The organism is Sphaerisporangium sp. NBC_01403, assembly GCF_045040145.1.
Taxonomy (GTDB): Bacteria; Actinomycetota; Actinomycetes; order Streptosporangiales; family Streptosporangiaceae; genus Sphaerisporangium; species Sphaerisporangium viridialbum.
Window position 1 is genome coordinate 2,949,835 of the sequence record NZ_CP109534.1, and the last position, 18,436, is coordinate 2,968,270.

The following is an 18,436-nucleotide window of genomic DNA, read 5'->3' on the forward strand; positions in this document are numbered from 1 at the left end:
GGTTGACGCCGCCCAGATTTCATGTCCATCATTGTGGACATGAAAGAGGAGGGCGCCCGCCCGTACCGGATGGTCGCGCGGGCCGAGGCGGCGGCCGAGACCGGTCAGCGGATCATGGCGGCGGCCCTTGCCCTGTACTTGGAGTACTGGCTGGACGAGATCACCCTGGAGCGGGTGGCGGAGCGGGCGGGGGTGTCGGTCAAGACATTGATGCGTCGCTACGGCAACCGGGATGGCTTGCTGCGCGCGGCCGGCGAGACGATCTCCGCCAGCATCGCCGAACAGCGGTTTGAGGCCCCGGTCGGCGATATCGACGCCGCCGTGCGGAACCTGATGGCGCACTACGAGCGGTGGGGGCAGATGGCGTTGCGCAACCTGGTCCAGGCGCAGCGTTCGCCGTGGATCGCCGCGGGCGTGGAGATGGCCAGGGACGAGCACCGCCGCTGGGTGGAGCAGACCTTCGCGCCGTTTCTGGCCCAGCGCCGTGGCACCGGCCGTGAACTGCTGCTCGCGCAACTGTTCACGGTTACCGACCTGGCGGTGTGGCAGGTCCTGCGTAACGACCTTGGCCTGTCCTCGCCGCGGACCGGGCAGGCCATCCGCGGCCTTGTAGAAGGCGTGCTAGCAAGGGAGAACCAGCAGTGACCAGTTTCCTGTTTTACCTCACGCCTCAGACGGGGCACGTGTTCCCGCTGGTCCCCACCTGGCAAGAGCTGATCGGGCGAGGGCATCGGGTGGCGGTGCGGTGCCAGCCGCAGCACGTCGAGTTGCTGGCCGGTCTCGGCGTGGCCGCCGGCCCGGTCGCCCCTGCGATTGTCGCCCGGGAGCAGGACGACTGGAAGGCGCGCAACCCGATCGCGGCCGGCCGCCTCTCGATGCGCACGTTCCTTGACCGGGCCGTACTGGAGGTCGCCGACCTGCGTGAGGCGCTGACCGCTGAATCCCCGGACGTGGTCGTCGTGGACGCGTTGTCCTGGGGTGCCGGCGCCGCCGCGGAGGCCTCCGGCCTGCCGTGGGCGTGGGTGGCGCCCTGGCCGGTCGGCATCGCGTCGCGGGATCTGCCACCACCGGGACTAGGGCTGGCCCCCCAAGCCGGCCTACTGGGCACGCTCCGCGACGCCGCGGTCGGCCTGGTCTCGCAGCGGTTCTGGCGACCCGTACTGGCCGAGCTCAACGGGCTGCGCGGCAGCCTCGGCCTGCCCGCGGTCGCCAGCATGACCGAGTTGTGGTCCGCCCGTGCACCGCTGACCGTCGTCTACACCGCCGAACCGTTGGAGTACCCGCGCTCGGACTGGCCCGCGACCGTGGCGCTGGTCGGCCCCGGCGTATGGTCGCCGCCCGCATCGCCACCCGACTGGCTGGCCGAGGTCACCGCGCCGCTGATCCTCGTGAGCTGCTCCACCGAACGACAGGCCGACCACGTGCTGGCCACGACCGCTCTCCAGGTGTTCGCCGACCAGGACGTCTACGTCGTGGTGACCACCGCCGGGGCCGACACGGTACCGGGGGATGTTCCCCACAACGCGCGAGTGGAGCGCTTCATCCCGCACGGGACGTTGCTGCCCCGGGCAGCCTGTGTGGTCTGTCCTGGTGGGATGGGCACCGTGCATGCCGCGCTGCTGGCCGGTGTGCCTGTGTGCACCGTGCCGTTTGGTCGGGACCAACCCGAAGTGGCCCGCCGGGTACAGATCGCCGGCGTCGGCACCAGACTGCCTGCCAACCGGCTGAACCCGCACCGGTTACGCCACGCCGTCCACGCGGCGATGGGCATGCGGGAGCGGGCCGCCCAGGTGGGGCGACAACTAGGCGCTGCCGCAGACGCCGCCATCGCCGCCGATGCGTTCGAAAAACTGCACGTCAAAGATAGGAGACGATAACGCAGGATTATCCATCGATCACCATCAGACGCGAAAGCAAGATCGAGCTACTCGCGCGGTCGGAAAACCTGCGGAATGCACACGGCTCACCCCACTCGGCGGCGAACTAAACACAGCGGCCGCATTCGCGGCCCAACACGAAGCTCCGGTGCTCTGCCGTAATCGCGATGGCGTGGCGGCATCCCCGTGATCCCCGCCCCTCGAACTGCCCCACCCCCGCCCTTCCCTACCCGTGTAAAGAAGGAACTCCTGATGATGACGACCCCCCACGCCTTCACCCGACTGGCTCCTGGCGCCATCTTCTGCCAGCTCGCCCGGCATCCATACCGGCCGTATCGACGGCCGCCTTACGCGTGAGGGGAGGTTCATCCATGAAACGAGCCGTGCCTGCGCGATTCATGCTCAAGGGATTGCGGGTCGCGATAATGTTCCTTCCCGTCCTGGGGTTCCCGCCGCGGCGGCGGCCTCCCCAGGAGATGCCGGCATCTGCGCGGACTTCACGGACGGGGAGCTCCGCTACACCGCGGAGCCCGGAGTCGCCAATGTAGTCACCCTCGAGCAGGTCGCGCCTACTTTTTACCGCCTGCACGATGCGGCCGCCGCGGCAACGGCGGCGACGACACCCTGCGCGGCGATGCGGGCGACGACGATCTGCGCGGCGATGCCGGCGCCGACGAACTCACCGGCGGAAAGGGAACCGATGAGCTGCGCGGCGGCACCGGGTCCGACGAGCTGAACGGCGGTGCCGGCGACGACGAGCTGCGCGGGGACGCGGAGGATGACGAACTGAACGGCGGGAACGGCCGCGACCAACTGGACGGCGGTGCCGGCACCGACTCCTGCAACGGCGGCCCTGACACCGACACCACGACCCGCTGCGAATAGCGACCGGCGTAAAAGCCAGATCGAGCGCACCGAGAACTGGAAGGCGTGGAAGGCGACCTTCAGCAGGCCGGAGTGCGGGACGTCAGGGTGCGGCTGAGCGTCTGTCCTCAGCGCTGTGGGGAACACTCGAAACTCACGCGTCGCCTCTCAATCCCTCCCCGGCGGCGAACCCCTCGGTGGCTTGGAGCCGCACTTGCTCCCGGCGGATCCGCTCCTGAGCAGTCAACCCGCCGCCATCGATATACCTCATACCTCCGACATATCCGACCGTCCGTCACCGCCAGGAAACAAAAGAACGGCGCCCCCACACCCTTAGCCCTCTAGCGCTCACACCCATAACACGGGGACACCGAGCGGCCACGAGCACAGACAAAAGCAGGATCCGCGTGGGCCTGAGCGATCAAGGGTTCGGCGGCGATCGCGAACCGCCGGCCTGCGGAGGTCACGGCGAGCACACCCGCAGGGCCCCGCTCGACGACGGCGACCCCGAGTTGTCCTTCCAGACGTTGGATGCGCTTGGTCAACGCCGATGAGGTCATGTGCAACCGCACGGCCGCACGCCCATAGTGCCGCTCCTGCACCAGCACCAAGAAGTCAGTGACCAAACCGAGATCCAGATCCATACGCACCCCTGCGTGGTGGATGAGCCGGGCGACCGATCCAAGACGCCGAGTCAGGGACATCAATCAGTGGTCGCTGCTTTAAGTCTCCGGCAGTTGTCAAGACCTGATTCCTCATTGGAACGAGGAGGGGGTCGCGCTCCGCCGATGCGCGTAGAACAAAGTCACCCGTTAAGGAAGGCCATGATCGGCTTGGCCACCTCACTAGCATCCGGACTTCGTCAGGATCCTCCCGTATTTCGATCCCCTCGCATGTCCGCTCGGCGCCTGACAATCAACGGTAAGCAGAAGGAGAGTCAGTGAAATCAATCATGAGAGGTCGCCTCGTAGGCGCCCTCACGGCGGCGACGTTCCTGCTCGGGACCGGAGCCACAGCGGCGAACGCCGCGACCACTGAAGCGGCGGTTAGCCCCGCCTGGGCGGCGGCACCATCTGTGGCGATGACGTCAACGGCCCCGGCCCCTATCAGAATCGAAAACCGGCGCAGCGGCAAGTGTCTCGAAGTCGGCAGGTACAACTGGGGCCCTCCTGTTGCCCAGGGGGCGAAGGTCCAGCAGTGGGATTGCCAAAGCGGCAAGGACCAGCAGTGGCAAGCAAACAACCTGAACAAGAGCGGCGCCCAACGGTGGACATTATGGGCCGAGGAGTTGGACGGGAACGGCAATCTCCGATACGTCTCATTCAGGGTAGTACTCAGTGGGCAATGCCTGGAGGTCAACCAGGCGGATGGGTCTCGCGGCCTCGGGAACGGTGCCGGGGTCCTGCAGTTGCCCTGCCACCACGGCGCCCAGCAACAGTGGAAGCAGATCTATAAGGGCGGCGGCTTCTTCCAGTTCCAGAACAGGCGCAGCGGCAAGTGCCTCGAGATCCACCAGGCGGAAGGGTCTCGCGGCCTCGGGAACGGTGCCGAGGCCCTGCAGTGGTCCTGCCACAACGGCGCCTGGCAACAGTGGAAAGCGCGGCCGTAGTAAATGCGTACACCTCACCTCGGCGGCCGGAACGGGTCTCCGCAGCTGGCGTTGATCACGGTAAAGGCTCGGCTGCAGTAAATCCGGCATTTACTGCGACAGGGCAATCGCTAGCTGGGTGCGCGGATGCGACGACACTCTGGTCCGCTTGACACCCGGGATCAACTGCCGGCCGGCGGCGGGCCCCCACTCGATGCGGGCAGGGCGGGGATGGCTAGGCCAGGGTGCCCCCGGTGTTCATCGACGAGGTCGGATTTGCTCGTCATGCTTGCAAAGAGGCGTTTGGCGATATCCGGGGGGATCGGCACGCACGCGCGAGGATGCTCGTTGACAATCCAGGGAGGAGCGGACTGGATGGCGATGCGGGGGGACTATTCGGACACGGAACTCGTGGAGTTGGCCAAATCCACGAGAACACGGCGAGAGGCGCACGAGCGCATTTACGCGCGATACGGAAAACGCGTGCTGGGAGTATGTCTCGCCTATCTCGATCCGGAGCGGGCCCAGGACGCGGCGCAGGAGTCGTTCCTGGTCATGATAGACGCCGTGGGGCGCGGCGGCGGGCCGGAATCGGGCAAGCTCGGGCCGTGGCTCTACGGGGTGGCGCGCAACAAGGTGCGGGAGTCCTACCGCGACCAGCGACTGACGCCGATTGACCTGCCCAAGGAGGCGCACGCGTCCCCCGAATGGATCGGCGCGGCCCACGACCAGGCCGACGAGGCGCGCCGGCGCGCGGAGGTGCTGCGCTTGCTGGACATCGTGGCGTCTGGTCTCACCGAACGGCAGCGGCGGATCTACCAGTTGACGGTACGAGAGGAATTGCGCGGCCAGGCGCTCGCGACCGCCCTGGAGACCAGCCCCGCCGAAGCCAGCCGGTTGAGCAACGAGGTCAGGAAGGTCATGACCGATGGGTTCGGCAGTTTCCTGCTCGCGGACCACACCCAGTTCCAGTGGCGGGCCGGCCGGGGCGCCGAGGTCTGCCGGAGTCTCTTAAAGATCATCCGGGAGTGGAACCAGGAGCACGGCCTGTGGACCGCGAAGACATTTCCCGTCACGCTGCGGCACCAGGTCTCCCAGCACGTGCGCAACTGCGCCGACTGTTCGGGCGAGCGCCGACGCAGGATCCGGCCGTACCTGCCCGGTCTCATTCCGGTGCTGCTCCTCCCGGCGTTGTCCGAACGCATGTGGGAGAAGTTCGCGCGGGTCTCGGCCGAGGAGGAGCTTGGGTACGCCGATCAGCGCGTACCGGCGAGAACCCTGCCCCGCCTTGAGAAGGACGTCACGGCGCCGGCGGCCTCTCCCGCACCGGGCCGGCGCGCACCCCGGCCGCGACGGTCGCACCGGATGCTCGGCAACGGCTTGGCCGCGGCTCTCACCCTGGCCCTGCTGGCCGGCGGCGTGTACGCGTGGGCAGGGTCAGGATCTCCCAACAGCGCGGCCCCGGCCGAGACACGCCCCGCCGAGCCGGCCCCCACCGACCCGACCTCCACCGACCCGTCCTCCACCGACCCGACTGTGCCCAGCAGTGGCACGGAAACGAAGTCCGCCCAGCCCACTCGCCCGACGGCGCCGAAGCAAGGCGAGCTGACGATCACGCCGAATCGACTCAGCCGGGGCCAGGCCTACGCCATCACGCTGACCGGGTTCGATCCCGGGGAGAAGATTTTCATCAAGGGCGACCCGTACCGCTTCACCGCCGACGACGTGACAGCCGACCAGACAGGCCGGGTTGTCGTCCGCCTCACCGTCGGATCAGACGTCGACGCCAAGGAGTACAAGGTCACCGCCACCGGGCGGAGTTCGCGCATCACCGCGACGAACACCGTTGTCGTCGTGCCTTCCGCCGCGATCCCGGGCAGCCCCACCCCGACGCCGACGCCGACGCCGACGCCAACCCCGACGCCAACCCCGACGCCGACTCCGACGCCGCCTGCGGGCACGATGACGTTCTCCAAACTGACACTCGTCCCGGGCCAGGAGTACGACGTCACCTTGACGGGGTTCAGGCCGGATGAGGACATCGAGATCCAAGGCGACCCCTTCCCCCGCACGAGGCCGGTGCGGGCGAACCCGGACGGAAGCAGAACCGTGTATCTGGCCGTGGGGCGGTTGGTCACCAAAGGCGAGTACCCCATCACCGCCACCGGGAAGACGTCGGGCACGATCGCGATGGGGGTCGTCTCCGTCGGACCGGTCCTGAGGACTTCGCCCAGAGAGGGCGCTGCTGGGGAAAGCGTCGCGATCACCGGCTTGGGCTTCCCGGCGAATACGCCGATCACGCTCACGTTCACTCCATACGCCGAGCCACGGTACCCCGGCACCGGCTGCTGCTCCGGGGACTTCACGGTGAACTCGCCCCCGCTCACCACCTCGGGCACCTACACGATCACGGCCAAGGGGCCAGGTGTCTTCGTGGAGACGCAGGTCACGGTACGTGCCCCGCCTGGCCCACGCTGACCATGATCGGCCGCCCTGTTCGGGAGCGGCCGATCGGCAGGCGCGACAATGCCCTCAGGTCCGGCATTTCGCGGAGGTGAACCTGAGGAATTCCGAGTTCCCGGGACCGGGAAGGCCGACAGAGATCCGCACACAGGCGTTCTGCCGGGCAGCCGACTTCAGCGTTGCGATGAAATCGCTGATTTCTTTCTCCACCAGCTTCTTGCAGCCAAACCTGGCAATCGCCGAGATCCTGGCCGCGCCACACACCCCGTCTGCGAGCAGGTTGATGGACATGTCCACAGCGAGACCGGGATGGTCCGCCAGCCAGATCCCCACCTCATGGGTGGCACCTTGGGGCACGGAGAAATCGCAGACGTTGTCCGCGCAGTGCGGCGGGCCCAGGTCCAGCCCGGCGGGAATCGCGGGCGTGGCGCCGCGGGTCAACGCCGCAAGGGTCTGCTTACCGGCCACGCCGTCCGGCCGCAGCCCGGCGGCCTTCTGGAAGGCCACTACGTTCGCCTTGGTAAGCGGCCCGAACTTGCCGTCCACCTGCTGGCCCGGATAGCCGCTGTCGCGCAGTTTCTGCTGGAGCATACGCACGCAGTCCTTCCCGTCGATCGGGTCGGCCTGGCCTGCCCGCAAGGGCGGGCAGTCGCTCAGCCCAGCGATCGGCGGCCCGGGAATGAGCCCCGAGCCCATGAGTAAAACGCTTAGCAGCGCGATTCCCGCTATCCACTTGAACACCACGAACACCCGCATGGCGAGGCCTCCGACTCGACCACGGCGCCGTTTCTGGCACCACTCGCCTATAGGTGCGGGATGACCCCCGAATCTCCCCCTCTGAACAGAGAAATCTTGAAAAGAATTCGCGGGGTTGAGTAGGGGAGTGCTCTGGGCGCACAGGGGTGATCAGGCTTAGCTTGATGGCCATGGCAGGCACGCAACGAACGGTCCCGTTCATGGACGGCATGGCCCTCGGACTAGGGCTGAACGATCTCACCGGCGCGATCGAGTACGTGCATTGGGCCACCGGCACCGCCCGGCTCCTGCCCCACCTGCTGCGCGGACGCAGCTCAGGTCCGGTGTTCCTCGCCGGCCAGCGCGCTCCCGTCTCCGGGCCACGCGCCCCCGCAGCGGCCGACGTCTGTTCGGCCACCGGACGTGGCCGGTTGTCCTATCCGCGCGCCGAGTACCTGTTCAAGCAGGCCTCCGCCGCGCTCGACCCGCACGGGGCCGGCTGGTCGCTGCACCAGCTGCATCGACGAGCTCGGTCCAGACGATGGCGTCCATGAGCTGCACAGCATGGATGACACTTTCGGCCTGACCGAGCAGCTGGATCACCCCGGCACCCAGTCGGTCATCATCGTAGGAACGGGTTACATCGGGTTGGAGATGGCCGAGGCTCTGTCGACCAGAGACCTGGACGTGTGCGTACTGGAGCGGTACGAGCAGGTGATGGCGCGTTCGATCGACGCGCAGATGGCCGCCCACCTGGCCGCCGAACTCCAACGGCACGGAGTCGAACTGCGTTGCGGGGTCACGGTCACCTCGGTGGTGCGCGAGAACGGCAAACTGATGGTGACCAGCACCGACGGGCAGACACGCAGAGCCGACGCCGTCTTGGTGGTGACCGGCGTGGCTCCTGCTGTGGAACTCGCCACCATGGCCGGAGCCCAGATCGGGGCAGCAGGCGCGATCGCGTCGGATGCGGACCGATCTGCCCGACGTCTACGCTGCCGGGGACTGCGTGGAGACCTACCACCGGTTACTCGGCCGTAACAGCTACCTTCCCCTGGGAACCACGGCACACAAGCAGGGACGTGTCGCGGGTGAGAACGCTGTCGGGGGTGAGCGGCTGTTCGCGGGTGTGGTCGGGACTCAGGTGGTCAAGGTCTTCGACATGATCGCGGCCGCGACCGGGCTGAAGGAACGGGAAGCGGCCCAGGAGGGATTCACCCCGCTGACCGTGGAGACGGTCGCTGACGACCACAAGGCCTACTATCCCGGCGCGAGTCACATTCGCATGCGCCTGACAGGCGACCGGCACACCGGGCGCCTGCTCGGAGCGCAACTACTCGGACACCTCGGGGCCGAGATCGCCAAACGCGTCGACATCCTGGCCACGGGCATCCACCACGGCATCACCGTCAACGACGTCACCGACCTGGACCTGGCCTACACACCCCCGCTCGGCAGCCCCTGGGACGCCCTGCAACAAGCAGCACGGCGGTGGCACACCGCCCAACGCAAGGCAGATGCGACCGGCTCATGACAGATCGGAGGCCGGCCAGCCCCACGAGCGCCGGGCGTGGTCAACGTCCACAGGTAACCCCCAGGCCTATCCGCGCCAGGCGTCGACGGCGCTGGCCCCAGGTCGCCAAGCATTTCGACGGTGGCAGGCATGCCGAATGCCGAGCCGCATAAGTCACTCAGAGCCAGGGCGACCACTGCGGCGTGCTGCGCCCTCTGCAGCGCACCGACAAGCCGGCTGGCACTAGGGCACGGTTTGGGCGCGGTCGGTGTAGAGCTGTGCCATGACCTCGGTGACAGCGTCGCGGGCAGTACGAGCGGCGCCGATCAGGGTGGCTGAGGCCGGTCCGGTCCAGTCACCGTAGCCGAGCAGGTGAAGGCGCGGCTCGGCGGTGGCGCGGGTGCCGCGGGTGGGGATGATGCCGTCAGTGCCGCGTAGCCGCAGCGGGGCCAGGTGGCCAAGGGCGGGCCGGAAACCGGTGCACCACACGATGACGTCGCACCGGAGAGCGGTGCCATCGCTCCAGGTGACGCCTTCGGGGGTGATCCGGCTGAACATGGGCTCGGCCTTGAGCGCATCGCGATCGCGGGCCTCGCGGACCGCGGGCACCGCGACGATGTCACCCAGGTCGCCGATGCCGGGGGCCGGCTCGCCAGCCAGGACCGCTCGGTGGCGGCGGGTGGCCAAGTCGAACAGTGCCTTGCCGTCCACCTCGTCGGGTAGCAAGCGCGGTGGACGCCGCGTCACCCAGGTCGTCTCAGCGACGGTGGACAGTTCGGCGAGGATCTGGGCGGCAGAGTTGCCGCCGCCGACGACGACCACCTTGCGACCACGGAAGGACCCGGGACCGTCATAGCCGGCGGTGTGGAGTTGGCGTCCGTTGAAGTGACCGATGCCGGGATAGTACGGCACATAGGGACGCCACCACGTGCCAGTCGCACTGATCACCACCCGAGGGCGCCACACGCCCGCGTCGGTCTCCACCTGGAGCCGCGCGCCGCTGCGCCGTACGGCGTGCACCTTCGCCGGCCGGATCACCGGTAAGGCGTAGCGCTGCGCGTAGTCGGTGAGGTAGCCGACGGTGTCGGCTGCGCTGGGGTAACCGCCACCGGCAGGGCGTGGCATCATGCGGCCGGGCAGCGAGCTGTACTGGGCCGGGGAGAACAGGCGCAGCGACGGCCACGCGTGCCGCCAGGCACCGCCGGGGCGGTCCTGGGCGTCGAGAATGACGAAGTCCGCCTTGGCTCGGCGCAGGTAGTAGCCGGCCGCCAGGCCTGCCTGCCCTGCGCCGATGACCAGCACGTCGGCCTGTCTCGGCGTCACCGGTGTCAAAGAGCTGCCGGCTCGGCCAGCGGGGTGAACAGCGCACCCAGCCTGGCAACGGTGGCCGGGACGATCCAGTAGTAGACCCATGTGCCACGGCGCTGGCAGTCGATCAGCCCCGCCGTACGCAGCACCTTCAGATGGTGGGAAATCGTGGGAGCGGTCAGGTCGAAAGCGTCGGTCAGATCACACACGCAGGCCTCTCCGCCCGCATGCGAGCCGATCAGCGACAGCAGGCGCAGCCGGACCGGGTCGGCGACCGCCTTGAGCAGCACCGCCAGATCGGCCGCGTCTGGCCCCGACAGCGGTTCGCGGGTGATCGGCGCGCAGCACTCAGCACCGGCGGTCATGACACCACTCCCTGATTCGACATATATCGAAATGATACGCGATGGCGGGGAAGTGAAGCCAACCCGACGAGCACCTAGTCGCCCGCGAAGCCCACCATCCTGAGCCGCACCCCGCCCCGACCCGGCCGTACCTCGACGGGAGGTGCAGCACGGGTGGTGCTCTGCACTCCGAAGGCGAACTCCATGAGATCGGCGACCGGGCCGACACGCTCATCGCCGAACTCGGCCGGGTGGTTCCAGCGGGGGTAGGTCTGTCAACTTAGGACGGCCGAGCGGATCGCGCTGCTGAGGAGCGCTCGGCCGGGGCGCTGGCCAGCAGCCAGACGGTGGCGGTGAGCAGGTGGGCCGCGGCGACCAGGGTGCCCGGCTCGACGCGGTCGGCGGTTTCGGCGCGGGTCTGGTAGCCCGGCATGCCCATGCCGACGCCGATCGCGGCCGGCCCGGCGGCGGCGTAGCGGCGGTTGTCGGGGGCCATCGCACCGGCGCGCAGCGGCACCCCGGTCAGCCGCCCGGCTTGATCCAACGCGGCAAGCAGGGCATGGGCCGGGCCGCGGGCCTCGACGGAGGCGGCCTGGTGCAGCTGCGCCGCCCCATCCAGGTTGATCACCTGCGTACCTGGCGGCACGGTGGGGGCATGGTGGGCCGATCCCCGTGCGCCGGCTTCCTCGGCGTCCAGGAAGGACACCGCCAGGTTCACTGGTGCGGCCAGGGCGCTGCGCAGGACGCGAGCGGCCTCAAGCACGGCGGCGACTCCGGAGGCGTTGTCGGCGGCGGCGGCGGGCAATCGGCGGCCCGGGTCATCGCCCACCCCGTCGAAGTGCGCGGTCAGCAGCACCCGCGGGCTGCCCGCCAGTCCCTGTTCCAGCCCGATCGGCAGGTGAGCGTGGACATTGACCCCGCCGGCGGTGACCGTCCGCAGCGGCCTCGACGCGGTCACGCTCACCTCCCCTGCGGTGAGGGCATACGCCAGCCCTGGCTGAAACGCCGCCGGCCGCCGCTCCCGTCGGTGGGAGCGGCGGGGAGTCCACTCTGGGCGGTCACGCTCACCCGGCTGCCCCCGGGCAGGCGATCAGCTCGCGGCCGCCCGCCGTCGTCCGCCACACCCCATCGGCGGCCTCGGCGATGAACCCTTGAGCCTGTAGCCGCCAGGCCAGCATGTCGGCCTGGCGGGCAACGGCCGACCCGTAGCCGGGGTTGGTGCTGGGCCGCCGGGCGGCGAGAAGTTCGGCGGCCAAACGGCCGGCGGGCATCGGCTCGTGGGCGCAGATCAGGCGCAGGGCCTCCCGCTGCGCCGCGGTGGGGTGTCCCTCAGACATGTCGGCCTCTCTCGATGCGTTGTCCCGGCGGTCAGCCGCAGCAGCTCCCCTCGCCATCGGAGGCGGAGACACCTGCCAGCGGCAGCGGCGTGGACAGCAGGCCGCCGCTGATACCGGTGGCCAGGCCGACCCCCTGCTCCTGCGCCTCGGCCAGGTTCGAGGAACACACGCCGGTCTCCGGCAGCTCCAGGTGCACCTCGCGGGCCGCCTGCCAGTCACCGGCCAGCGCCGCCACCACCGACCGGGCCTGCTCATATCCGGTGGCCATCAGGAAGGTCGGCGCACGACCGTAGCTCTTGACGCCGATCGCGTAGTAGCCGGGCTCAGGGTGGGCCAGCTCGTCGACGCCGTGCGCGGGGACGGTGCCGCACGAATGCGCGTTGGGGTCGATCAGCGGGGCCAGCGCCGGGGTGGAGCCGAGAATCGCATCAAGGTCCAGGCGCAGCTCGGCGGCGATGGAGTGGTCGGGCCGGTAGCCCGTCGCGGCGACGATCCTCTCCGCCAGCACCCTGTGCTCGGCGCCGGAGGGATCGCGGCTGATCACGCGCACCTGGTCGCCATCCCGCTCGACAGCGTGGGTGAAGAACCCGGTCACCAGCTGGATGCGGCCGGAGGTGACCAGGTCGTGCAGGCGGGTACCGAGAGCACCGCGGGCCGGCAGCGCGTCGGCATCGCCGCCGCCGTAGGTACGGCTCGCGTTGCCCGCACGGATCGCCCAGGTGATCGGGGTGTTCTCCAGCTGGGCCAGCGCCAGCAAAGTGGTGGCGGCCGAGTGGCCCGCGCCCACCACCAGCACCCGGCGGCCCTCGTAGCGTTCCCGATCGGCGCCGAGCACGTCAGGCAGGGCGTGGTCGATCAGCTCTGCCACGCTCTGTTCCCCGTGCGCGGGCAGGCCGCTGGCGCCGAGTACGTTGGCGCTGGTGTAGGTGCCGGAGGCGTCGATCACCGCGCGAGCGTGCAGCTCGCTGCCGTCCGCGAGCCGGATCAGGAACGGCGCCTGCTCACGGCCTGCTGTGCGGACCCGATCGTAGCCGAGCCGGCTGACCGCGCTGACCTTCGCGCCGGTGCGCAACCGCGTCCCCATCAGCGTGGCCAGCGGAGCCAGATAGTCCTCGATGAGCTCTGCGCCGGTGGGCAGCCAGTCGGCATCCGGCGCGACCCAGCCGGCCGCCTCCAGCAGGCGGCCGGCGGCGGCGTCGATGTTGTACTTCCACGGGCTGAACACCCGCACGTGCCCCCATTGCCCGACCGACGCGCCGGCCCGCTCGCCCGCCTCCAAGATGAGGAAGTCCAGGCCGCGCTCGGCCAAGTGCGCGGCCGCGGCCAGCCCCACCGGACCGGCACCGATCACCACTATGGGCAGCGCACTGGGGTCCTGCTGTGCGGTGAAGGGTTCGATCTCAAGGGCGGCCGGGCCACAGCATCCATCACTCATGATTGCCTCTCCTGGAAGTCATGTGTCGATCGTCAAGGGCTAGCGGGACATCAGGCTGTCGGTGCGGGCGCGGTCCACCAGGCCGTGCCTGCGGCAAGCCGCGTCGCACACCTGCGAGCGGGCCTCGTCGAACGTGACGACGGGAAGCATCGGGCGAACACGGCGGAACAGTGCGCGCATCTCACACCTCAGGTTCGAAGTCTGTCTAAGCAAGTGGCTGTAGCTTGGCCCATTGATTAGATGAGTGTCAAGTTAGGTCACTGTCTAATCAGCCACCACAGGCCTGCCTGCTTCGGCGTCCAGGTCTCAGGGACGCCCGCAGACGGAAGCTTCCCAACTCATGGTTCATCGACTATCGTCGATTGTCAATGAAGCGTGATGCCGTCCCGCTCGAACGGGACTCAGCCGAGGAGTACGCGAGCTGGTTCAAGGCCCTGGCCGACGCCACTCGCATTCAGATCGTGTCGCTGCTTGCCAGGCACCGCGAACCGATGACCGTCGGGCAGATCGTCTCGGCCGTCCAGATCGGCCAGTCGACCGTGTCCCACCACCTGAAGATCTTGTCCGAGGTCCGGTTCGTGCTGGTGGAGCATCGCGGCACCTCCAGCCTGTACCGGATCAACCAGGCCTGCGTCAGCTGCTTCCCCAGCGCCGCCGACGTGGTCATGGGCAACCCCGTTCCGGTGGCACCCACCTGCGACTGAGGAGCCCACCATGGCCCACGAAGCGATCGTCCAGAGATACTCCAGCCTGGCAAGGGCCGCGCTGTCCGGTCAGACGATCATCGACTGCCAAGCGGACGCCTTCGCCCAGGGAAACTTCGGCAGCGCCGGCTACGACCACGCCAGCGAACTACCCGAGGAGGCGTTGCGGGCCAGCCTGGGATGCGGCAACCCGATCGCGGTCGCCGAGTTGCGCGCCGGTGAGACGGTCGTCGACCTCGGCTCGGGCGGAGGCCTCGACGTGCTGCTTTCAGCACGCAGGGTCGGCCCCTACGGCAAGGCCTACGGTGTCGACGCCAGCCCCGACATGCTGCGGCTCGCCCAGGCCAACGCCGCGCGAGCCGGTGCGACCAACGTCGAGTTCCTCCACGGAACCATCGAGGAACTCCCGCTACCGGACGCGTCCGCCGACGTGATCGTCTCCAACTGCGTGGTCAACCTGTCCAGCGACAAACCCGCGGTGTTCGCCGAGGCGTTCCGGGTTCTGAAGCCCGGCGGGCGTCTGGGGATCAGCGACGTGGTCGCTGAAGACGACGCCGATCCCGCGCAGCGCACCGCCGCCGCGCAACGCGTGGGGTGTACGGCCGGCGTCCTGGCCGTCGGCGAGTACCGCGATCTGCTGCTGGACTGCGGGTTCCTCGGCGGCGCTCTCACCCTGGCCGCCGACCACGGGGGCGGTGTGCACTCGGCCATCGTCCAGGCCACCAAACCGGCCTCCTCGCCCGGCATCACCATCCGCCCGATGCGGGCGACGGACGCCACCCAGGTGCTGGCCATCTACCAGGCCGGGCTCGACACCGGGAACGCCAGCTTCGAGACCACCGCCCCCACCTGGGAGAACTTCGACCACGGCAAGCTGCAGCGGCTCCGCTACGTCGCCGTGGACTTCGACACCGGCCGCGTCGTGGGCTGGGTCGCCGCCTCACCGGTATCCAGCAGGCCCGTCTACGCCGGAGTGGTCGAGCACAGCGTCTACGTCGACCCCGCCTGCCAGGGGCGCGGCATCGGCCGCGACCTGCTCAACACCCTGGTAAGCGCCAGCGAGGCAGCCGGGATCTGGACCATCCAGACCGGCATCTTCCCCGAGAACGGCCCCAGCCTGCTCCTGCACCAGGCCTGCGGCTTCCGGGTCGTCGGCACCCGGCAGCACATCGGCCAGCACCACGGCAGATGGCGCGACGTGCTGTTCATGGAACGGCGAAGCGCACGAGTGTGAAGTCAGCGGGCAAAGCTGGGTGGGGAGCGCCCGAATGGTGACCGAACCGTACCGACCTTTGCGGCACGACCGTGTTCATGCCCACGCCTACCGGCTGAGGCTCAGCCGCACCCGGTTGCCGGCGTGCAGTCGTCCGGTGGGCAGCACGCGCGCAGGCTGATCTGCAGATCGGCCAGCGCGCGGCCGATCCGATCCGGATCGGCCCGGTAGTACACGGCCTTCCACTCGCGGCGAGAGGTCAGCACCCCACCGTCGCGAAGCGTCGCAGTCTGTGTCGCGCCCCGCGGCAAGGCTGCGGAGAAACGCGGTCGGCGCCGCGGGCAGCGGTGGCTGCCCGCGGCGCCTGGACCTCACCGATCCGTCTGCGGACCGGAAACCCCGGCCAAGGCGGCTTGACGAGTGGTTACGCGATGAGCAGGAGCGCGCTGATCGCCAGCATCACCACTGCAGTAGCGCCGTGGATGCCGTAGACGGCCGCCTTGGGCCCGTTGCTGCGCAGCACGATCACCGCGTCGCCGACGGGTATAACGCTGGCGGCCAGCAAGAACCAGCCCAGCAGGTGGGTTGTCCCGCCGACCAGCAGGATGAAGATGAACAGCCCTGCGGCGATGTCGCGCACGCCCTTGACCGATAGCCAGGCGTGGAAGCTGGGGTCCTCGGTCGGCGTGTCGGGGATCCCGAAGCCGACCGCGGCCTGCGGTGCCCAGAAGGCGCTGGCGCCCATGAAGATGATGCCCGCGCCGATCAGTCCGGCGAGCACAGTGGCGATGTTGCTGAGCATGAGTTGTCCCCTCAATCCCGGATTGGCCCTCGGCCGGGCGGGATGTTGTGGTTGAGACGGAAGATGTTCTCCGGGTCGTAGACGGCTTTGAGGCCGGTCAGCCGCCGGTAGTCCGTGGCGTTGTAGGCGGAGCGCACCTGCGTGGCGGCGTTCTCGCCGTTCATGAAGTTGAGGAACTGGCCGCCGGTGCTCCATGGCGCGATCGCCTCGAACATGCGCGCGTGCGCCGGCCGGATCTGGGTGATGTCGGCGCGTTCCAGCCGGGACACCACGTTGAACAGGTATCGCGCATCGCGGTTGCCGACGGCATTGTCCACGGCGGGCGGGTGGGCGAGCCTGCCGCCGAGGTGGCGCAGTTCGACGATGTGCGGCACCGGCGCATGGGGGCCTGCCAGGTCGAGGATGGCTTGCACGGCAGTGGCGTCGAGTTCGCCGAGCATGGCCGTGCCCGACTCGACCGCGCCCGGTGCGACGGGGTCGTTGTAGATCGACCCGGCTTCGGCGTAGGCCAGCTCACCGAGGGTGTCGCTCATCGGGCCGATGGCCCGCAGCGGTGCCACCAGGCTCTCGCCGGCTCCGGGATCGCCGGCCGCGCAGGCGATGCGGATATGGACGGTGTGACGGCCGCGCAACGGCTCCGGGATCGCTGGAACGTCCGGCAGGGAGATCAGCGCGACCGAGGAGTTCATCGCCTCCGGCACTGTGGCGGCCCATTGCAGGTAGGTGCCGAACACATCGGCGGCCTTCTCAACGGGAAAGACCAGTGCTCCGCCATACAGCGTGGTGACCGGCATCAGATCGATCTCCATTCCGGTCACCACGCCGAAGTTGTCCCGGCCGCCGCGCAGAGCCCAGAACAGGTCCGGCTCGCAGTCGCGGGTGACGTGCCGCAGGCGGCCGTCCGCCGTGACGACGTCGAGGCTGCGCACGTGGTCGGCGGCGTAACCGAAGCTCCGGGACAGCAGGGCCAGGCCGCCGCCGAGGGTGTAGGAGACCGCGCCCACGTGCGGGGCCGAGCCGGACAGGGGTGCCAGCCCGGCCTGTGCCGCCCTGTGGATCACCTGATCCCAGCGTGTTCCCGCGGCCACCCACGCGGTGCCGGCATCGGCGTCCACCCGGACGGCGCTCATCCGCGCGGTGGTGATCAGCACTCCGCCCTCGGCGGCGACGGCGGCCGAGGCATGCCCGGTGCCCTGCACCGCCACCGGGAGCCCGCGGCCGCTCGCGTGCGTCACCGCCGCCTGCACGTCGGCGGGTCTGGCGGCGCCCACCACCAGGTCGGGACGATGCCGACGGGCGGTCTGCCAACCGGCGCGTTCCTCGTCGTACCCCTCGTCGCGGGGCGCGAGTACCGGCCCCATCACCTGATCGGCCAGCCGGTTCATGATTCCTCCTTCTCGCCGAGCCGGGTGGCCAGAAACCGGCCGGCACGCTCCAGCGCCGCTGCCGCCTCGGCCGATGCGTCGTCCAGCTGGAACACGTGCGGTTGACGCGGAACCACCTCCAACGTCACCGCGACCTCGTCGGCCCCGGCACGTCCGGCCAGCCGTACGGCGTCGTCCAGCAGGAGCTCGCTCGAGCCGACCTGGATCAGCAGGGGCGGCAGCCCGGTGAGATCGGCGAAGACCGGGCTCGCCTCAGGCGCCGCACCGTCACCGCCGGCGAGGTACCGATCGAAGAGCCACTCGAGATCGGCCGGAGCGAAGATCGGGTCCACCCCGTCCTTGGACCGCATGCTCGCGCCGCTGAGGGTCAGATCGACCGCCGGCGAGAACAGAACCGCCGCCGCCGGCATCGGCAGGCCCGCGTCCCGGGCGCGCATCATTGTGACGACAGCCAGAGCGGCACCGGCCGAGTCGCCCGCGACCACCAACCGCTGCGGATCGACACCGGAGTCCAGCAGCTCGCGGTAGGCCGCCAGGCAGTCATCGGGCGCGGCCGGGAACGCATGCTCGGGCGCCAGCCGGTAGTCGAGCGAGACCGCCCGGCCGTCCAGGTGCCGCAGCAGCGCGGCGCAGACGTGGGCGGTGACACGCGCCGACCCGACCACGAACCCACCGCCGTGCAGATACAGCAGCACGTCCTCGCCCGCCGTGCCGGGCGTCGTGGTCCGCAGCTCCAGTGCCGGCCGCCCGCCGAGTGTCGTCGCCGACGAGCCGACATCCGCAGGCAAGGGCCGGGTGAACATCGCCGCGAACTGCTCGCGCCGTTCGGCAATGTTGGGCATTTCATCCTCCAGGAATTAGTCAAGCT

The 18,436-nt window shown here is 69.2% G+C and carries 22 protein-coding genes; 10 read left to right on the top strand and 12 right to left on the bottom strand.

What is annotated here, in order from left to right; translation table 11 throughout:
- Positions 1 to 21: 21 nt before the first annotated feature.
- The 3 genes from OG589_RS13335 to OG589_RS13345 all read left to right on the top strand — a co-directional run bounded on the left by OG589_RS13335 (position 22) and on the right by OG589_RS13345 (position 2,762).
- Entirely contained in the window at positions 22 to 645 is a 624-nt protein-coding gene (locus OG589_RS13335; RefSeq protein ID WP_405149052.1) for a TetR/AcrR family transcriptional regulator, read from the top strand.
- A complete protein-coding gene (locus OG589_RS13340) occupies positions 642 to 1,877 on the top strand; it encodes a glycosyltransferase (RefSeq protein WP_405149054.1) in 1,236 nt (411 codons plus the stop codon). Before OG589_RS13335 ends, OG589_RS13340 begins: the two co-directional genes overlap by 4 nt.
- 651 nt (positions 1,878 to 2,528) lie before the next feature.
- Positions 2,529 to 2,762 (top strand): calcium-binding protein, encoded by a 234-nt coding sequence (locus OG589_RS13345; protein WP_405152038.1) that lies wholly within the window; start codon positions 2,529 to 2,531, stop codon positions 2,760 to 2,762.
- A 320-nt stretch (positions 2,763 to 3,082) separates the two neighbouring features.
- On the opposite strand, the gene OG589_RS13350 is transcribed toward OG589_RS13345, so the two are convergent.
- The gene (locus OG589_RS13350) at positions 3,083 to 3,385 is read right to left on the bottom strand and encodes a LysR family transcriptional regulator (RefSeq protein WP_405149056.1); all 303 of its coding nucleotides are present in this window, start codon (positions 3,383 to 3,385) and stop codon (positions 3,083 to 3,085) included.
- Positions 3,386 to 3,681: 296 nt separating this feature from the next.
- On the opposite strand from OG589_RS13350, the gene OG589_RS13355 reads away from it, so the two are divergent.
- Both OG589_RS13355 and OG589_RS13360 read left to right on the top strand, forming a co-directional pair.
- Positions 3,682 to 4,350 carry an RICIN domain-containing protein gene (locus OG589_RS13355; RefSeq protein WP_405149058.1) on the top strand — a complete coding sequence of 223 codons (669 nt, stop codon included), beginning with the start codon at positions 3,682 to 3,684 and terminating at the stop codon, positions 4,348 to 4,350.
- Between the two features lie 360 nt (positions 4,351 to 4,710).
- Positions 4,711 to 6,807 carry a sigma-70 family RNA polymerase sigma factor gene (locus OG589_RS13360; RefSeq protein WP_405152039.1) on the top strand — a complete coding sequence of 699 codons (2,097 nt, stop codon included), beginning with the start codon at positions 4,711 to 4,713 and terminating at the stop codon, positions 6,805 to 6,807.
- 54 nt (positions 6,808 to 6,861) lie between these two features.
- On the opposite strand, the gene OG589_RS13365 is transcribed toward OG589_RS13360, so the two are convergent.
- Positions 6,862 to 7,548, bottom strand: a complete 687-nt coding sequence (locus OG589_RS13365) for a peptidoglycan-binding protein (protein ID WP_405149059.1) — start codon at positions 7,546 to 7,548, stop codon at positions 6,862 to 6,864.
- A 170-nt stretch (positions 7,549 to 7,718) separates the two neighbouring features.
- Between OG589_RS13365 and OG589_RS13370 the strand changes: the two genes are divergently transcribed.
- The 3 genes from OG589_RS13370 to OG589_RS13380 are packed head-to-tail and all read left to right on the top strand — an operon-like array spanning position 7,719 to position 9,061.
- Positions 7,719 to 8,081: a hypothetical protein gene (locus tag OG589_RS13370; RefSeq protein WP_405149061.1), complete on the top strand. Its 363-nt coding sequence runs from the start codon at positions 7,719 to 7,721 to the stop codon at positions 8,079 to 8,081.
- Between the two features lie 10 nt (positions 8,082 to 8,091).
- Complete coding sequence (locus OG589_RS13375; protein ID WP_405149063.1) at positions 8,092 to 8,568, top strand: FAD/NAD(P)-binding oxidoreductase; 477 nt, start codon at positions 8,092 to 8,094, stop codon at positions 8,566 to 8,568.
- Positions 8,495 to 9,061, top strand: a complete 567-nt coding sequence (locus tag OG589_RS13380) for a hypothetical protein (RefSeq protein ID WP_405149064.1) — start codon at positions 8,495 to 8,497, stop codon at positions 9,059 to 9,061. Before OG589_RS13375 ends, OG589_RS13380 begins: the two co-directional genes overlap by 74 nt.
- A gap of 222 nt (positions 9,062 to 9,283) precedes the next feature.
- Here the strand turns inward: OG589_RS13380 and OG589_RS13385 are convergent, their stop codons facing one another.
- The 6 genes from OG589_RS13385 to OG589_RS13410 form a co-directional block, all read right to left on the bottom strand.
- On the bottom strand, positions 9,284 to 10,363 hold the full coding sequence (locus OG589_RS13385) for an ArsO family NAD(P)H-dependent flavin-containing monooxygenase (protein ID WP_405149066.1): 1,080 nt from the start codon (positions 10,361 to 10,363) through the stop codon (positions 9,284 to 9,286).
- A 5-nt stretch (positions 10,364 to 10,368) separates the two neighbouring features.
- Complete coding sequence (locus OG589_RS13390) at positions 10,369 to 10,713, bottom strand: ArsR/SmtB family transcription factor (protein ID WP_405149067.1); 345 nt, start codon at positions 10,711 to 10,713, stop codon at positions 10,369 to 10,371.
- A gap of 259 nt (positions 10,714 to 10,972) precedes the next feature.
- Positions 10,973 to 11,650: a M28 family peptidase gene (locus OG589_RS13395; protein WP_405149068.1), complete on the bottom strand. Its 678-nt coding sequence runs from the start codon at positions 11,648 to 11,650 to the stop codon at positions 10,973 to 10,975.
- Between the two features lie 106 nt (positions 11,651 to 11,756).
- Positions 11,757 to 12,029 (bottom strand): hypothetical protein, encoded by a 273-nt coding sequence (locus OG589_RS13400; RefSeq protein ID WP_405149070.1) that lies wholly within the window; start codon positions 12,027 to 12,029, stop codon positions 11,757 to 11,759.
- Positions 12,030 to 12,060: 31 nt separating this feature from the next.
- Positions 12,061 to 13,464 (bottom strand): FAD-dependent oxidoreductase, encoded by a 1,404-nt coding sequence (locus OG589_RS13405; protein WP_405149072.1) that lies wholly within the window; start codon positions 13,462 to 13,464, stop codon positions 12,061 to 12,063.
- 39 nt (positions 13,465 to 13,503) lie between these two features.
- Positions 13,504 to 13,644 (bottom strand): hypothetical protein, encoded by a 141-nt coding sequence (locus OG589_RS13410; protein ID WP_405149074.1) that lies wholly within the window; start codon positions 13,642 to 13,644, stop codon positions 13,504 to 13,506.
- Between the two features lie 188 nt (positions 13,645 to 13,832).
- On the opposite strand from OG589_RS13410, the gene OG589_RS13415 reads away from it, so the two are divergent.
- Both OG589_RS13415 and OG589_RS13420 read left to right on the top strand, forming a co-directional pair.
- Positions 13,833 to 14,168: an ArsR/SmtB family transcription factor gene (locus OG589_RS13415; RefSeq protein WP_405144372.1), complete on the top strand. Its 336-nt coding sequence runs from the start codon at positions 13,833 to 13,835 to the stop codon at positions 14,166 to 14,168.
- Positions 14,169 to 14,178: 10 nt separating this feature from the next.
- On the top strand, positions 14,179 to 15,402 hold the full coding sequence (locus OG589_RS13420) for a GNAT family N-acetyltransferase (RefSeq protein ID WP_405149075.1): 1,224 nt from the start codon (positions 14,179 to 14,181) through the stop codon (positions 15,400 to 15,402).
- A 101-nt stretch (positions 15,403 to 15,503) separates the two neighbouring features.
- Here OG589_RS13420 and OG589_RS13425 read toward each other — a convergent pair whose 3' ends face one another.
- The 4 genes from OG589_RS13425 to OG589_RS13440 form a co-directional block, all read right to left on the bottom strand.
- The gene (locus OG589_RS13425; protein WP_405149077.1) at positions 15,504 to 15,647 is read right to left on the bottom strand and encodes a hypothetical protein; all 144 of its coding nucleotides are present in this window, start codon (positions 15,645 to 15,647) and stop codon (positions 15,504 to 15,506) included.
- Positions 15,648 to 15,805: 158 nt separating this feature from the next.
- Entirely contained in the window at positions 15,806 to 16,183 is a 378-nt protein-coding gene (locus tag OG589_RS13430; RefSeq protein WP_405149078.1) for a DUF4267 domain-containing protein, read from the bottom strand.
- Positions 16,184 to 16,194: 11 nt separating this feature from the next.
- Positions 16,195 to 17,568 (bottom strand): FAD-binding oxidoreductase, encoded by a 1,374-nt coding sequence (locus OG589_RS13435; protein WP_405149079.1) that lies wholly within the window; start codon positions 17,566 to 17,568, stop codon positions 16,195 to 16,197.
- A complete protein-coding gene (locus OG589_RS13440) occupies positions 17,565 to 18,410 on the bottom strand; it encodes an alpha/beta hydrolase (RefSeq protein WP_405149081.1) in 846 nt (281 codons plus the stop codon). The genes OG589_RS13435 and OG589_RS13440 overlap by 4 nt, the downstream gene beginning before the upstream one ends.
- Positions 18,411 to 18,436 lie beyond the last annotated feature (26 nt).

Excerpts from the sequence above, each read along its gene's own strand:
- OG589_RS13430 (WP_405149078.1), bottom strand. The coding sequence starts at position 16,183 with ATGCTCAGCAACATCGCCACTGTGCTCGCCGGACTGATCGGCGCGGGC.
- OG589_RS13365 (WP_405149059.1), bottom strand. The coding sequence starts at position 7,548 with ATGCGGGTGTTCGTGGTGTTCAAGTGGATAGCGGGAATCGCGCTGCTA.
- OG589_RS13410 (WP_405149074.1), bottom strand. The coding sequence starts at position 13,644 with ATGCGCGCACTGTTCCGCCGTGTTCGCCCGATGCTTCCCGTCGTCACG.
- OG589_RS13390 (WP_405149067.1), bottom strand. The coding sequence starts at position 10,713 with ATGACCGCCGGTGCTGAGTGCTGCGCGCCGATCACCCGCGAACCGCTG.
- OG589_RS13335 (WP_405149052.1), top strand. The coding sequence starts at position 22 with ATGTCCATCATTGTGGACATGAAAGAGGAGGGCGCCCGCCCGTACCGG.
- OG589_RS13360 (WP_405152039.1), top strand. The coding sequence starts at position 4,711 with ATGCGGGGGGACTATTCGGACACGGAACTCGTGGAGTTGGCCAAATCC.
- OG589_RS13440 (WP_405149081.1), bottom strand. The coding sequence starts at position 18,410 with ATGCCCAACATTGCCGAACGGCGCGAGCAGTTCGCGGCGATGTTCACC.
- OG589_RS13405 (WP_405149072.1), bottom strand. The coding sequence starts at position 13,464 with ATGAGTGATGGATGCTGTGGCCCGGCCGCCCTTGAGATCGAACCCTTC.
- OG589_RS13435 (WP_405149079.1), bottom strand. The coding sequence starts at position 17,568 with ATGAACCGGCTGGCCGATCAGGTGATGGGGCCGGTACTCGCGCCCCGC.
- OG589_RS13420 (WP_405149075.1), top strand. The coding sequence starts at position 14,179 with ATGGCCCACGAAGCGATCGTCCAGAGATACTCCAGCCTGGCAAGGGCC.
- OG589_RS13415 (WP_405144372.1), top strand. The coding sequence starts at position 13,833 with ATGAAGCGTGATGCCGTCCCGCTCGAACGGGACTCAGCCGAGGAGTAC.
- OG589_RS13400 (WP_405149070.1), bottom strand. The coding sequence starts at position 12,029 with ATGTCTGAGGGACACCCCACCGCGGCGCAGCGGGAGGCCCTGCGCCTG.
- OG589_RS13370 (WP_405149061.1), top strand. The coding sequence starts at position 7,719 with ATGGCAGGCACGCAACGAACGGTCCCGTTCATGGACGGCATGGCCCTC.
- OG589_RS13350 (WP_405149056.1), bottom strand. The coding sequence starts at position 3,385 with ATGGATCTGGATCTCGGTTTGGTCACTGACTTCTTGGTGCTGGTGCAG.
- OG589_RS13380 (WP_405149064.1), top strand. The coding sequence starts at position 8,495 with ATGCGGACCGATCTGCCCGACGTCTACGCTGCCGGGGACTGCGTGGAG.
- OG589_RS13375 (WP_405149063.1), top strand. The coding sequence starts at position 8,092 with ATGGATGACACTTTCGGCCTGACCGAGCAGCTGGATCACCCCGGCACC.